Annotated in this window: 13 protein-coding genes; 8 read left to right on the top strand and 5 right to left on the bottom strand. The window is 52.9% G+C overall.

Going from position 1 to position 14,085, the window contains the following annotated elements:
• Positions 1-89 precede the first annotated feature (89 nt).
• Both cysS and VFA09_16205 read right to left on the bottom strand, forming a co-directional pair.
• Positions 90-2,537, bottom strand: a complete 2,448-nt coding sequence (cysS, locus tag VFA09_16210) for a cysteine--tRNA ligase (GenBank protein ID HZU68822.1) — start codon at positions 2,535-2,537, stop codon at positions 90-92.
• A gap of 175 nt (positions 2,538-2,712) precedes the next feature.
• The gene (locus VFA09_16205) at positions 2,713-3,192 is read right to left on the bottom strand and encodes a GatB/YqeY domain-containing protein (GenBank protein ID HZU68821.1); all 480 of its coding nucleotides are present in this window, start codon (positions 3,190-3,192) and stop codon (positions 2,713-2,715) included.
• A 175-nt stretch (positions 3,193-3,367) separates the two neighbouring features.
• Here VFA09_16205 and VFA09_16200 point away from each other — a divergent pair, with 175 nt between their 5' ends.
• From VFA09_16200 to VFA09_16190, 3 genes are read left to right on the top strand one after another with little or no spacing between them, the layout of a single operon-like run.
• Positions 3,368-4,870, top strand: coding sequence for a metallophosphoesterase (locus VFA09_16200; GenBank protein HZU68820.1), 1,503 nt, complete (start codon positions 3,368-3,370; stop codon positions 4,868-4,870).
• Positions 4,871-4,882: 12 nt separating this feature from the next.
• Positions 4,883-5,575, top strand: a complete 693-nt coding sequence (pth, locus tag VFA09_16195; GenBank protein ID HZU68819.1) for an aminoacyl-tRNA hydrolase — start codon at positions 4,883-4,885, stop codon at positions 5,573-5,575.
• Positions 5,572-6,063 (top strand): class I SAM-dependent methyltransferase, encoded by a 492-nt coding sequence (locus tag VFA09_16190; GenBank protein ID HZU68818.1) that lies wholly within the window; start codon positions 5,572-5,574, stop codon positions 6,061-6,063. Before pth ends, VFA09_16190 begins: the two co-directional genes overlap by 4 nt.
• A gap of 250 nt (positions 6,064-6,313) precedes the next feature.
• Here the strand turns inward: VFA09_16190 and VFA09_16185 are convergent, their stop codons facing one another.
• Together VFA09_16185 and VFA09_16180 are read right to left on the bottom strand one after the other, a co-directional pair.
• Positions 6,314-7,057, bottom strand: coding sequence for an SdpI family protein (locus VFA09_16185; GenBank protein ID HZU68817.1), 744 nt, complete (start codon positions 7,055-7,057; stop codon positions 6,314-6,316).
• A gap of 13 nt (positions 7,058-7,070) precedes the next feature.
• Positions 7,071-7,397 carry a metalloregulator ArsR/SmtB family transcription factor gene (locus VFA09_16180; protein ID HZU68816.1) on the bottom strand — a complete coding sequence of 109 codons (327 nt, stop codon included), beginning with the start codon at positions 7,395-7,397 and terminating at the stop codon, positions 7,071-7,073.
• Positions 7,398-7,698: 301 nt separating this feature from the next.
• On the opposite strand from VFA09_16180, the gene VFA09_16175 reads away from it, so the two are divergent.
• The 5 genes from VFA09_16175 (at position 7,699) to mfd (ending at position 13,283) form a co-directional block, all read left to right on the top strand.
• Positions 7,699-7,881, top strand: a complete 183-nt coding sequence (locus VFA09_16175) for a hypothetical protein (protein HZU68815.1) — start codon at positions 7,699-7,701, stop codon at positions 7,879-7,881.
• A 125-nt stretch (positions 7,882-8,006) separates the two neighbouring features.
• Entirely contained in the window at positions 8,007-8,636 is a 630-nt protein-coding gene (locus VFA09_16170) for an NAD(P)-binding domain-containing protein (protein ID HZU68814.1), read from the top strand.
• Between the two features lie 125 nt (positions 8,637-8,761).
• The gene (locus tag VFA09_16165; GenBank protein HZU68813.1) at positions 8,762-9,214 is read left to right on the top strand and encodes a hypothetical protein; all 453 of its coding nucleotides are present in this window, start codon (positions 8,762-8,764) and stop codon (positions 9,212-9,214) included.
• Positions 9,215-9,271: 57 nt separating this feature from the next.
• Positions 9,272-9,598: a hypothetical protein gene (locus VFA09_16160; GenBank protein ID HZU68812.1), complete on the top strand. Its 327-nt coding sequence runs from the start codon at positions 9,272-9,274 to the stop codon at positions 9,596-9,598.
• 190 nt (positions 9,599-9,788) lie between these two features.
• A complete protein-coding gene (gene mfd, locus VFA09_16155; GenBank protein ID HZU68811.1) occupies positions 9,789-13,283 on the top strand; it encodes a transcription-repair coupling factor in 3,495 nt (1,164 codons plus the stop codon).
• A gap of 17 nt (positions 13,284-13,300) precedes the next feature.
• Here the strand turns inward: mfd and VFA09_16150 are convergent, their stop codons facing one another.
• Positions 13,301-13,903: a DUF4388 domain-containing protein gene (locus VFA09_16150; protein HZU68810.1), complete on the bottom strand. Its 603-nt coding sequence runs from the start codon at positions 13,901-13,903 to the stop codon at positions 13,301-13,303.
• Positions 13,904-14,085: the final 182 nt, after the last annotated feature.

The following is a 14,085-nucleotide window of genomic DNA, read 5'->3' as shown; positions in this document are numbered from 1 at the left end:
AGTTTGTTTCCCTGATCACTTTGTGAACACACATCCGCACCACCCTATTTAGGATACGTGAGTTTATGATGAATAGATGAACTGCTTGCTTACGCTGGCCGGATCTCATGATAGTGAGGATGTTCATGCGAGTGATCGGGCCAGTGCTGGTGGATATGGGTATGCATGGCGCCAGCAGGAGGTAGTTCATCCGGGGCATGGGTATGCGTTCCTTCCAGATGGTGTGGGTGATCGTGACCCCGCCACATGTTCTCGGCACGATAGTTGGCGACGAGCAGGCTCTGACCGTGGTGCCAGCGATCACGGAAGATATCGTAGTTCTTCTTACTTTTCGTGGCGCGTTCATCCTCGCTCAGGCTGAACCATTCGCGATGCGGGTGCTTTTCGACGCGTTCAGCAACCTCTGGAACAGTCAGGACACGATAGCCAGAGGTCTTGAAGAAAAAGCTGTAATGGATATCCATCAGGCGATAGAACCGGAAGCGCTCATCGATCCAGCCCACTTCTGACAGCAGTTCGCGGCGGAACGCCATGAGATAGCCCTCGATGGCATCCACGTCTGGCCCTGCGGCTTCTGCAAACTCGCGCAGGTCTTCGGTCACCAACCCATAAGGGCCCACTACACCATTGTTGCGATCTGCCAGAGCCAATGCTAAGGGTTCCCAGACATTGCCCTTGACCTCAATCGACGTATCCATAAGAACGACATAGTGGCCGCGGCTGGTACGCATGGTGGCGTTGCGACCGGCAGCGAATCCCATATTATGATCGGCAAACAGGACCTGCAGTCCGATGGGCTGGCCACTTTCACCCGTCAGGTCGCCATGACGCGCCAGTTCCTGCAGATAGGGCAACGTCTCATCTGTCGAACCGTTATCGACGATGACCAGTTCGATTGAGCGCTGGTAGGTGTGGCGACAAATGCTCAAGATGCAACGTTCCAGGTCGCCACGGCTATTATGCGCCAGCAGATTGACCGAAAACTCATATAGATCAGGAGCACGTGTGTTATCAGGTGCATCGCTGGAACTTGAAAGCACGGTGAATTCGTCTTCCAGGCGGCGCGGCTGCACCAGCGACCCATGATCAGTGTCTTGAATCGTATACCCCGCTGCCTCGATTGCTTCGCGCAGAGAATCGGCCTGGGCATATTCACCGCGATTGCGAAGTGATTCGCGTTCGCGCACTTTCTCAGCAATATCGGCAGGAACCGCGGCCAGGTAGGTCTGGGCATCGGCTTTTCGCCGCGGGCGATCACTTTCAAGATAGCCCTTGAGATCAAAGCCCAGGATACGGTCAAAATCGAGCAGGAGCGCTACTCTGGTCGTTGGCTCAAGCTCACCATCGCGTAGCATGTCCCACACAACCGCCATGGCGCGTGGAATATTGAGATCGTTTTCAACCTCTGCTAGAAACGCTTCCTGCCAGGAACGAACCAGAGCCTCTTGTGGAAGACTATCTCCTTCACCGGTACTCTGTAGGGCCCGATTGATCGCGGCCATCGCCGATTTATCGGCCTGCATGTAAAGCAGGTAGGCATAGTCTCGTAGGCGCTCGAGCGAAGTTTGAGCAGCTTGCAGGGCGCGGAAGGTGAAATTCAGGCGGCTGCGATAGAGCGCCGTGGTATAAAAATACCGCAGAGCCATGGGATCGAAGCCACGCGCCTCAATCTCGGAACAGGTATAGGCATTGCCAGTGGACTTAGCCATCTTCTGCCCATCGGCCAATAGATGCTGCGCGTGAACCCAGTAATTGGCAAAAGGCTCACCTGTGTATCCCTCGCTCTGTGCGATCTCGTCCTCATGATGGGGAAAGATGTTATCGACGCCGCCGGTATGGATATCGAAATGTGGCCCCAGATACTTCATAGACATAGCGCTGCACTCAATATGCCAGCCGGGGAATCCACGGCCCCAGGGGCTATCCCATGCCATCTCGCGTCCCGGTTCAGCCACTTTCCATAAGGGAAAATCTTCAGGATTACGCCGGTCGGCCACTACTCCTTCGCGCACGCCCGCCAGCATGTTTTCAAGCTGATTGCCCGAAAGCTTGCCATAATCGGGGAAGCGTTTGATATCGAAGTACACATTGCCGTTGACTTCATAGGCGATACCTTTTTCCAGCAAGCCCTGAATGATCTCGATCATCTCCGGAATATGCTGAGTGGCCTGGGGAAAGATAGTCGCAGGTTCGATATTGAGCTTGCGCTCGTCGGCATGAAATGCCTCAGTATAGAACTGGGCGATCTGTGCCGAGGTCTTGCCTTCTTTGCGGGCCTGGGCCAGTATCTTATCCTCGCCACGATCAACCATCTCCTGGCGCATATGACCGACATCGGTGATATTTTTGACGTGCAGCACTTCATAACCACGATACTCAAAAGCGCGTCGTATCCAATCGGCCATCGTAAAGGTACGCAGGTTGCCAATGTGAATATAACGATAGACGGTAGGACCGCACGAATACATCTTGATCTTGCCAGGCTCGATGGGGATAATCTCTTCAACTGTTCTGGTCAGGGTATTGTAGATCTTCATCGCAGCTTTTTCGTCCTCAGCAACTTGTTGAAAGAACAAGCATTCTATCTCATATCGTATGAGACAATATCAGCTTTTGTCAAGGCGAATATAGCTGAGTCACTAATTTTGTAGGAATGCGAACCGGGGTCATTTTCGGATTGAGCCAGATCATCCTGAAAATGGCACCGGCTCACTACTCTGTCATCTCCCTCACAACGCGCTGCACGCGCGCTCCATCGGCACGCCCCCTGGTCTCCTTGATAGCAAGAGGCATAACACGCCGGAAATCTTTACCGTTCTCCGCAATCAGCCTCGATACCACAGAGCGCAGTTCGTCATCGCTCATCTGCGCACCCTGGATATAGGCTTGCAGGATATCCATTTCTTTCTGTTCTTTTTCTGCAAGGTCGTTGCGCCCACCCTTTTTATACAGTTCAATAGCCTGGGTGCGCTTTTTTACTTCCTGCTCCAACACCTTATATGCATCTGCCTCGGTCAAGGGCTGCCCGTATTCAGCATTTTTGCGGTCGGTTCTGGCAACCTCCAGATTGTGGATCGCTCCGAGCGCCATCCGCAGGGTATCCAGGCGAAGTTGGTCACGCGCGCGCTGCGCATCTTGAATATCTTTACGCAGGCGCTGCTCTATAGGAAATTCCTCACGTGGTGCTGCCATAGTCTTTTTGCTCCTTCTTGTTATTATCTATGCTACTCAGTATACTACGTGGGAAAGGAAAAATCACCTGAAAGCAATTCTCGTCTCATCCTACTAGCAACCTTAGCATAAACATGATAGAATAGCCACACTAACCTGAATGCATTTTCGTATGAATTGAGTGGATTAATAACATATGCGTTACGCCGTTTTTACCGATATACATGCCAATCTGGAAGCTCTAGAGGCAGTCCTTGCAAAAATAGACGAGATTGCCCAGACAGAACCAATTGACGAAATCTGGTTCCTCGGTGACCTCGTAGGCTACGGGCCGAACCCGAATGAATGCATCCTCAAACTCCGCGAACGTACCGGTGTCATCATTGCCGGAAATCATGACTGGGCAGCCGTAGGCAAGATCGACCTGGAAGATTTCAGCGCGCACGCCCGCATCTCGGCAGAATGGACGGCGGAACGGCTCACACCTGAACACCGCGAATTTCTGGCGAATCTGCCCGAACGCCTGATCAAAGGCGAGGTCACGCTGGTACACGGCAGCCCTTTCGGTCCGCTCTGGGAATATCTAACTTCCGAAGTGCTGGCGGAACGCAGCTTTCAATACTTTAGCACCCGTTACTGTTTTGTCGGACATACGCATGTCCCGGTAATTTTTCAACAACCGGATACTATCGCTAACACACCAACTCTTCCCCTGGCAGACACAGAACAGAACGTAGTTCTCCCCATCCAGTCTAACGGCGTTGAAAACCATACTGCTGACCAGGACGATGAGGGAGAAAAAACAGTAACCGTCCATCCTTCTCCCCAACAATCCATGCTTGCCGCTCAACTGGTGCAAGAAGCACCCAGCGCCTACAGAGACCCCGAAAGCGGTTTGACGGTCTCCGAGGCAGAGGCAAACGCAATCATAGAAAGCCATCTGAACACTCCAGATGCAACAGGTTCTGCCGTAGATACCACCGCAAATGAAGCAGACCATGAAACCAGGATCAGCAGCCCATCTGAAGTGAATACACCGGAGAATGAGAACCACATCCTGGCTGATTCAGGAACAGCTCCGATTGATGCACCCGCGAACAACGAAGAAATGACAGCATCCGAAGCTGAGCCACCCACATCAAAAGGCGCTAACATCATAGACCATCCTACAAATGAGCATGATACATCCAATGAAGATGAAACGCCCACAGAAGCAGAGCTGACCGCAGTAACAGAGACAAACGTTGAAGAAGAAGACATCCATCTCGACGAAGAAGCCTCGGACGACCAGCAAGATGCTGATAATTCTGGCTATAAGAAAGATGGTGGCCCTGAAGAGGAAGAAGGTGGCGAGATTACGCCAGAATCTGCCGTTATTGATGAAGATCGTCTGAACAGCGAGATCGAGGAACTGCTGGCGCTGCTCGGTTTGAGCCAGAGCATGATTCAGGTGACAAACGAGATGCTTACGCCGCCGGAGGGTCACTGGGAAGCTCCGCACGGCTACCGGGCCATTATTAATCCGGGAGGAGTTGGCCAGCCCCGCGACAACGATCCGCGAGCTGCGTTTATGATCTATGACACCGAACGCGGTTTTGAATTTTATCGTGTCCCCTACGCAATCGAGAAAACACAGGAGAAGATCATAAAAGCGGGCCTGCCACACTACCTGGCGGTGCGCCTGGCTTATGGTCGCTAACCGGTCTTTGTTATGAAATTAGTAATTGGCCTGGGCAATCCAGGCGTTGAATATGAACGCACACGACATAATGTTGGTTTCCGCGTAGTAGACAAATTGGCGGCAAAGCACGGTTGGAAGTGGAATGAACGGCGTAGTCGCGCTGTGCTTGCCAGCGGCATGATAGGCTCCGAGAGAGTTGTACTCGCTAAACCACTCACCTTCATGAACCTCAGCGGCCAGTCCGCAGGCGAACTCATGCGCTGGTACAAGCTATCGCCACAGGACATTCTGGTCGTGTACGACGAACTTGATCTTCCAACTGGTAAAATACGCCTGCGTGCCAGGGGCAGCGCTGCCGGACACAATGGGCTGCGAGATATCATCGGCCACCTGCATACTGAAGAATTTCCACGCCTGCGCGTTGGTATTGGTCATCCTAAAAGTAGCCGTATACAGGGACGAGACCACGTGTTAAGCGCTCCATCTGGAGATGAGCGCATCTTGCTCGAAACAGGCGAAGATAGAGCTGTAGAAGCGATAGAGATGGCGATCACCCAGGGTCTGGAACGGGCGATGAACGCGGCCAATACTGACCCGGAAGAGGCCGCACGCAAGGAAGCCGCACGCCTGCGCCACCTGCAAGAGCGCCAGGAACGCGAACGCTTGCGCCGCGAAGAAGAGGAACGTCGGCAAGTGGAACAGGGCGACGGAGAAACAACATGACAGAAGCCAGTGAAATCTGGACCGGTGAAGCCACCAGGTACGACCAGGCCCGCCCCACACCACCAGCGGCTTTGCTCGATCTACTGACACAGTTGATTGGCATGCCGCATCCCACGCTGCTGGTGGATCTGGGCAGTGGTACCGGGCTGTCAACCGCAATTTGGGGCGAGCGGGCCGAGCGCGTGATTGGGATCGAACCCAATACAGACATGCGTACCCAGGCTATACGCAAGATCGAGCATCATCCACACGCGGCACATATCGAATATCGAGAGGGAGCTGCCCACCGGACTGGTCTGCCCGGCGGGTGTGCCGATATCGTCACCTGCGCGCAATCATTTCACTGGATGGAACCGACTTCGACCCTGACCGAGATTGCACGTATCCTGCGACCAGGCGGACTCTTTGCTGCTTATGACTATGATTGGCCACCAACACTCAATTGGAAGCTTGAGCAGGGCTCCAGGTCTTCTCCTCTTTCCCCATGAACCAGCGATATCCAAGGTAGCGCCCAATTTCTTCAAACAATCCCGCTGTCAACGCCAGGATTGCCAGCCAGGTATAGAGGAAAGCAGTTGAAGCGTTGAGTTCGGGCGCAAGTACTCGCCCAAGAACGGTTACTGCTGGCACGCGCGTCAGTACCTGGAAGATCAGGAAAATCAACAGACCAAAAGCAAAGTACTTCCAACTAACTTTGGCATTTTTTAATCCTTTTTTCCTCGTATTTTTTACATTTCACTACCCACGACCACTATTGTCGAATGGCGGAGAGAGCGGCTCGCGTCCCTCGACAGTGTAGTGCTGATAAGCAAGGTAGGAATACACGACGGGAATGGCAATTATTACAACCAGGATGACCATGAATCCCCAGATACGTAGCCATGGGACAAAACTTACGATGACACCGAGTAGACCTCCAATGACGAACAACCAACCCCCTAAACGATGCGTTCGTTCCCATACGACATCGCTTGTAAGAGTCCAGGGAGTACGTATGCCCGCCCAGAAGTTGCGGCGCAATTTGCCCATGTAGTTGCCGATGAAGATGAATAGTATTGAGACGGCTAGAATCATGACAAAGTTGATATCCAATTTCATTCCAAGGGAGATTGCCGTCACCATCAACTGCAACACCAGCAGCAGTAGCAGCACGCCATTAATAATGAGGTTTACAACTTCCTGGTTGGCTCGTCGCGCATTCTGAGAGCCTAACCTCGGACCTACCGCGATCAGGAATCGTATCAGCACAAACAAGCCTATGCTGATAAGCGGAAACAGAATGGCATTGACCCACTTAGGCGCATAGCTATTAACCTGCCCGGCCAAATTCCAATGAGTGGGTACTGTATCAGGCAGAAAAGGATAGGTAATGAGCGAGATAAGAATCTGCGCTGCGATTACAGCTAGCGCAAAAAGAGTCGCGGGCGTAAAAAAAGTGGACTGCGGTGTAATTTTATCGCTGTTACTCTCCGATGGATTCATAATATCCCTCCAGTCAGCCATTGAATGTTTCTTCGGACAAGTTTTCTTGTGTAGGAGCGCCTTCTTGAACAGAGGAATCGTCCATTCCTCCAAGCCAGCCTAAAATTTCCGTGAGCAAATCCTGAAAGACGGTCGTATTGAGCGAATAAACCTGGAACTGACCCCGGCGCTCAACACGCACGAGATCGGCAAGTTTCAAGACCAGAAGGTGATGTGAGAGCGCGGTACGTCCAACGCCCGCATACTCAGCCAGTTCACCCGCTGTACGTTCTCCTCCCCGCAGGTATTTTAAGATGCGCCGCCGCGTCGGATCGGCAATGGCTTTGTACGCCTCTTGCATACCAGGCACTGCAAGCCTCCTATTCATATCAGCATTTCAACAACTATTGAAATATTAATGTATGAAAAGGCAAAATGTCAAATTGGGAAAGGAGTTAGAAATAAATCGGTGGGAAGGGGACCTGTGATATTGTCTCCGGCATATCGCTTTCGCTGGGGTGTGCCTCTGTTATGAGCGAGGCGCTTCATACGTTTTGCATTATAGGTCCATCAATCCAGGAAGATTTCTTTATCCTTCACACTCTCCAACGGTGAAAGAAGAATGAAAGCGCAACAGATCATATGACAGAATGAATTGGTCAATGCCTGGGAGGCTCTCCAGGCCACTGATCAGATGTCAGTTCACCCTGCCGGTGCCTACCTCGCACACGTCGATCTGTGATGACCCGGCATCGAGCGAGGCAGATACAGTGAAAAGGCCCGCCCACGAGCAGGTGGTACACAGGCAGGCCATTCCCAAATTGACCGGTGAGCAATCGGCGTGAACACGGGTACCAGGTTTTTTGGTTGGCGTTGAGAACCTGGGCGAAGTGATGAGCAAGAACGGAAGATTTTATATGCTATGCACAAAGTCTGGCGTAGTATTTCAGAATGACAGGAGAAAAAACTCATGGCAACAGAGAAACCAACTATCGCTGTTCTCGGAGCGGGTAATATCGGCGGCTCAATCGGACGCAAATGGATCAACGCTGGGTACGAGGTCATCTTTGGAGTAAACGACGTGAACGGCAAAAATGCCCAGGCTCTACGTGGCGAGCTGGGTGATCGCGCGCAGATTGGCACGATAGCCGATGCTTTGAACAGCAACCCGGCCGTTGTACTGATGGCAATTCCTGGCACAGCGATGGAGCCGACAATTGCCCAGTACGCTTCCCAGCTTGATGGGAGGATCATTATCGATTCGGCAAACAGAATGGGTGCAAGCACGATGAACAGCTTTGCCGCGCTTCAGCAGCATACCCCAAATGCTCATATTTATCGTGCTTTCAACACCTATGGCTTCGAGAATTTCGCCAACCCAGAATTTCATGGCGTCCAGGCAGATCTCTTCTACTGCGGGCCTGATGATGACTCACGCCCTATAGTTGAGCAGTTGATCTCCGCGGTTGGGCTGCGGCCCGTCTACCTCGGTGGAGTTAGTCAGGTAGGCATTGTCGATGGTATCACGGGAATATGGTTTGCCCTTGCCATCGGACAGAAAAAGGGACGGCACCTTGCTTTTAAGGTACTTGAACGGTAGCGGGCGGTTTATGCAAAATATCCCCGGTAAATTCATGTCTTTGAACCGGAGATATTTTGCGCTTACAATTGGAAGTGATACATTGCGTTCGTTTTCACTTACCATGACTACTAAAAAGGAAAAACGTGGCAGGACCCAAATACACTTATGAGCAGATTCGCCATCAAGCCCAGGAGAACGCACTTGGTTATCTGTTGGCCGCCGTCGTGTTCTTCAAACAGCAGGCCCGTTCTCCTCAGCAGTTCTTTGCTCTTGTCGGCAAAACTCTTGTACCTGAATGGCAACATCTCAAAGGACATGGACCCAAAGTGGTTATAGAAATGCTTGCCCTGCATGCCGTCTCGCTAGGAGCAACCCTGGTGGCGATGGAAGGAGATGACGAGATGGCATATGCTACATTTACTCACCTACCCCCTTCTGACCGCTTAAAATTTTTGGGTCTCAGCAGGGATGAAGTAGATGCCATCTGGGATATCTACGCGCCAATTGCTGCCTCCCTCAATCTTGATTACATGTGGTCTCGTGAACAGGATCAAGTAACCTTCAAACTTGCGCGCGCAAAACTCCCTCGTAAGTAAATTCGTCTATTACTTTGCTCTCACGAAAAAATTGTCAGGAAAAGGATCATCACACGTATGTTGCCTCCCAAATGGCTGTATTTTTTGCTGCTACTCGTCGCGTTCGAACTGGTGGCCGATATCCTGGCCAAACAGTTCGCGGTAAGTGGCAAATTTGTCTTCGCGGTTCTCTCCATCCTGGGCTTTATTGCCGCCAATACTGCCTGGCTCATCAGTTTGCGCACTGGTGCCGAGTTAAGCCGCGGTGCGGTGCTGTTCTCGGTACTTTCGGGTATTGGAGCAGTCGTGATCGGGTTGTTCGTGTATCATGAAAAGGTAAGTCCGTATCAAATAATTGGGCTGGCGCTGGGTATTGCCGCTATTGCCTTCCTCTCGGTGGAATAAGAAAATATGTGCGAAGTGTTGAAGTAAGTGTGTGGATGCGGTAGAATAACAAACGCACAGGCCAGAATGAGGACGCGAGAGATCGCGACAATGGTTTGTGGGCAAGGGTATATTTAAAGGGTGCCACCCTGGACAGTAGAGGGTACAGTTCCAGAGGCGGCGCTTCGTTATGCCCATTTTGGAGGATTGAGTGACACTTAAGGGTTTACTTGCACTTTTAACACAGCGGCCAGAGTTTCGCCGCTTGATACAACGACTGCGTGATGCTGAAGGAGTCCCTGCCCTGACAGGAATCACCGAGTCAGCACGTCCCTATGTGCTTGCGGCTCTGGCTTCGAGCCTCAAACAGCCATTGCTGGTGGTTGTCTCGAATGAGGAACAGGCGAACGAAATAGCAGACACGCTGAAGGTACTGGTTGAAGATCCAAAGGATGTACTTTTATTGCCCGACCGCGACGCGCTACCCTATGAACGCTTGATTAGCGATGCCGAAACAACCCAGCAGCGCATGAATGCTCTGATTTGCCTGGCCGAGCGTGAACGTAACGCCATTATTGTCTGTTCAGCGCGAGCACTTACCCAGCCTGTCATCCCTCCACAAGAACTACTGGCCTCACTCTATGACCTGAAACCCGGGCAGGAAGTCGATCTCACGCTGATGCTCGAACACCTCTATAATCTGGGCTATGAGCCGGTAACTGAGGTTGAGGAGCCGGGGCAGTTCAGCCATCGTGGTGGTATTGTCGATCTCTTCCCACCTACGTTGCCCCGCCCTGTGCGTATCGAATTCTTCGGCGATGAAATCGAATCATTGCGCACCTTCGACCCGGAGACACAGCGTTCGCTGAATGCCATTGATTTCTGCGTGGTCAGTCCCGCTCGCGAAGCATTGCCACTGCGCGGACCCGAGGCCGCGAAAGAACTGGCCCAATTGAACAGTTCGATGCTGCATCGCGATGCCGAGGAGCGCTGGAATCGCGACCTGGAAGCATTACGAGGACGGCACTCGTTTGACGATATTACTTTTTACCTGCCCTACCTGCACGCGCAGGCCAGCATTCTGGACTACCTGCGTTCAAAAGGGCTGGTAGTTCTCGACAATCCCGAAGGCATCCAGAATCGCATCCTTGAACTGGACGCGCAGGCCCAGGAGATGAAAGAGCATTTTGAACGTGAACGCGAGAATCCCACTCAGTTGCGGGCCATGCATATTGGCTGGGATCAGCTGGAACCAAAGTTACACCAGCGCCGCCAGCTCCGTTTCGCCGATATCCTTTCGGCAGATGAAAGCGATTTCGATGCCGGGCAGCATGGTACGGAACACCTGGTGCCAGCTTTCACCGCCAGTAACTCCTACGGCGGTCGACTACGCGCATTTGTGCTGGACTGCCGTAAGGCGCTGGATCACCGCGAACGGATCGTCATCGTCACAGTCCAGGCACGCAGATTGGCCGAAGTCCTCAGTGACGAATCCATTCTGAATAAGGCGACGATCCACGTCAGCCCGGGGACAAACATCAATGAATTGCCGGAGAGCAGTAGCCTGACGCTCATTCAAGGACAACTGCCAGAGGGGTGGCAATCGCACGGACTGGCATTGCAGGTCTATACGGATACTGAGATCTTTGGTTGGTCGCGCCGTCGAGGAGCGCAGAGACGTAAAGTAGTCACACCAGCCTCGTTCCTGGCCGATGTCAATCCAGGGGATTATGTGGTTCACCAGGAATACGGTATCGGGCGCTTCGAGGGCCTTGTCAAATTGAACAGCACGGGCGTCGAGCGTGAATACCTGCTGATCCACTACGCCGGCACCGATAGGCTCTATATTCCAACCGACCAGCTTGACCGGGTGACGCGCTACATCGGCATGGGCGACTCGATTCCGGCACTCAGCAAATTAGGCACGTCGGAATGGACACGCGCCAAATCGAAGGTCAAAGAGAATGTGCAGGACATCGCGCGCGACCTGCTGCGCCTGTATAGCGCGCGCGAGGCAAGCCAGGGGCACGCGTTCCCACCCGATTCCGAACAGCCCTGGCTGCAAGAACTGGAAGACGCTTTTCCCTACGAAGAAACACCAGACCAGGCTCGCGCCATTGAAGAAGTCAAGGCCGATATGGAGCGCCCGCGGCCAATGGATCGACTGGTATGCGGAGATGTTGGTTACGGCAAAACTGAGGTGGCGCTGCGGGCCGCGTTCAAGGCTGTGCTGGATCAGTGCCAGGTCGCTATCCTGGTTCCCACCACCGTCCTCGCGCTCCAGCACTTCAATACGTTCAAAGAGCGTCTGAAGCCCTACCCGGTGCGGGTTGAACTATTAAGCCGCTTCCGTTCAGAGAAAGAGCAGAAGCAGGTATTGGAAGACCTGGCCCTGGGCAGAGTGGATATTGTGATCGGGACGCATCGCCTGTTGCAGAAAGATGTCGTCTTCCTCAATCTTGGCCTGCTGATCGTGGACGAGGAACAGCGCTTCGGCGTCGTGCATAAGGAACGGCTCAAGGAACTGCGCACTGAGATCGATGTGCTGACGATGACGGCCACGCCTATCCCGCGCACGCTGCACATGTCGCTGGTCAATATACGCGATATGAGCGTGATCGAGACGCCGCCACAGGAGCGCCTGCCGATTCGCACTACCATTCGCGAGTACGATGAGAAACTGATTCGCGAGGCCATCCTGCGCGAAATTGATCGCGGCGGGCAGGTGTTTTTCGTGCATAACCGCGTGCATGGCATCCAGGTAATTGCGCAGAAGCTGCAAAAACTCGTGCCAGAAGCTCGTATCGTCATCGGACACGGGCAGATGCCCGAAGACCAGTTGGAACGGGTAATGCTAGATTTTTCCAGCGGCGAGTACGATGTGCTGGTTTCGACCACAATTATTGAGAATGGGCTGGATATTACAAACGCCAACACCATTATCGTGAATAACGCTGCCCTGTTCGGCCTGGCGCAACTATACCAGCTGCGCGGGCGTGTTGGACGAGGCACGCACCAGGCCTATGCCTACTTCCTTTACAACAAGGATACGAAGCTGACGCCCACTCAAGAGAAGCGTTTGCGCGCTATCTTTGAGGCGACCGAATTAGGGGCAGGCTTCCGCATCGCTATGAAGGATTTAGAGATACGCGGCGCAGGCAATCTGCTGGGAGCGGAACAATCCGGCTTTATGAATTCTGTCGGCTTCGACCTGTATTGCAAGCTGCTCGCGGAGGCAGTAGAGGAAATGCAGGGCAAGCGCGTGGAAACAGTCACACCCACGGTCTCTATCGACCTGCCGCTCGATTCATACCTGCCAGACGAGTACGTTGGAGATCGCACGCTTAAAGTGAAATTCTACCAGCGACTGGCCAACCTCAGTACGCCTGAACAGGTCGAGGCGATGGAGGCAGAGATGACAGACAGATTCGGCCCCCCCCCCTTGCAGGTGCGAAATTTGCTGGCGATGGTACGCCTCAAGGTAGAAGCTGCTCGGCTTGGCTTCGAGGCCATCTCCGCGCGCGATAATGAATTCGTGCTGACAGTGAGACGCACGATTGTACCCAATCGCATTGTGCTCTACAGGCGATTCCGCAACGAGGCGCGCGTTCAGCAAGGCGTTATCCGCATCCCACGGCGCTTGCTGGGTACCAACTGGATGGAGCAACTGCGCGAATTGCTGCCGGCGATTACGACGGCGGCTTGAACGCTGACAGCGAGGCATTAAATGGCGATCAGTCCCTGTTCTTGCAATTCGCGCAGGATCAGCTCCACTTCCTGAATACTCTTGCCCGTCGTGCGAGAGAGGTCTGCGATGGAACGACGCCCATCAACCAGGAAGTAGATATAGCGCTGGCGGCGGGTAAGCGGCAGAGATGACACATCTTCCACCAGCCGCCTCTTCTGTGGAACGATACGTCCCATTCCCGCGGATGGAAGGAAAGGAGCGGGCGAGGTGCGTATAACCGCGCTAGAAGAACTGCCATTGACCACTTCAGGAACACCACTTATGTCTTGACGAGTGAGGCGCGATGGGGTGGTGATTGGCCCGGTAACAGGGGCAGCGCTGGCCGATGGTTCTGGCGCGTCATTTGTAAAGGCGAAACGTACATTATGCCAGGTCAGGAGCCAGTTTATCGCATCCTGACCGGTTAATTGCCCAACCTGCGCATGGATAGCACGTCCATTCTGGAAATATATCTCCCCCTCCTCAATCCGACCTCCCTGTATATGCTCTATGCTCAACGAGCCACTTTGTCGCCTTGCTCGGACCACTTCAAGTACATCCTTTAGACTTTCAGCAGTTAAATCTCTGCCTTTTGCCATTGCACAATATACCCCCTAAATTGTGATACGCTTTGTTATTCTGAGCACTACTCATCCACCAAGGGGTCAAAACAGACTAAACCGGTTAGCTAAGATAAAAACCAAAAGTGATTGAAGGAAATCTGCCGGATTCACATTTATGTTTATATCATACCTATAGACAGGTTTGGAAGTAGTTAGTA

The organism is Ktedonobacteraceae bacterium (assembly GCA_035653615.1).
GTDB lineage: Bacteria > Chloroflexota > Ktedonobacteria > Ktedonobacterales > Ktedonobacteraceae > DASRBN01.
This window is presented reverse-complemented; position numbering and strand designations above follow the sequence as displayed.

What these genes read in the sequence shown, in the direction of transcription:
- cysS (HZU68822.1), bottom strand. Translation starts at nt 2,537, where the DNA reads ATGAAGATCTACAATACCCTGACCAGAACAGTTGAAGAGATTATCCCC.
- VFA09_16205 (HZU68821.1), bottom strand. Translation starts at nt 3,192, where the DNA reads ATGGCAGCACCACGTGAGGAATTTCCTATAGAGCAGCGCCTGCGTAAA.
- VFA09_16200 (HZU68820.1), top strand. Translation starts at nt 3,368, where the DNA reads ATGCGTTACGCCGTTTTTACCGATATACATGCCAATCTGGAAGCTCTA.
- pth (HZU68819.1), top strand. Translation starts at nt 4,883, where the DNA reads ATGAAATTAGTAATTGGCCTGGGCAATCCAGGCGTTGAATATGAACGC.
- VFA09_16190 (HZU68818.1), top strand. Translation starts at nt 5,572, where the DNA reads ATGACAGAAGCCAGTGAAATCTGGACCGGTGAAGCCACCAGGTACGAC.
- VFA09_16185 (HZU68817.1), bottom strand. Translation starts at nt 7,057, where the DNA reads ATGAATCCATCGGAGAGTAACAGCGATAAAATTACACCGCAGTCCACT.
- VFA09_16180 (HZU68816.1), bottom strand. Translation starts at nt 7,397, where the DNA reads ATGCAAGAGGCGTACAAAGCCATTGCCGATCCGACGCGGCGGCGCATC.
- VFA09_16175 (HZU68815.1), top strand. Translation starts at nt 7,699, where the DNA reads ATGCCTGGGAGGCTCTCCAGGCCACTGATCAGATGTCAGTTCACCCTG.
- VFA09_16170 (HZU68814.1), top strand. Translation starts at nt 8,007, where the DNA reads ATGGCAACAGAGAAACCAACTATCGCTGTTCTCGGAGCGGGTAATATC.
- VFA09_16160 (HZU68812.1), top strand. Translation starts at nt 9,272, where the DNA reads ATGTTGCCTCCCAAATGGCTGTATTTTTTGCTGCTACTCGTCGCGTTC.
- VFA09_16150 (HZU68810.1), bottom strand. Translation starts at nt 13,903, where the DNA reads ATGGCAAAAGGCAGAGATTTAACTGCTGAAAGTCTAAAGGATGTACTT.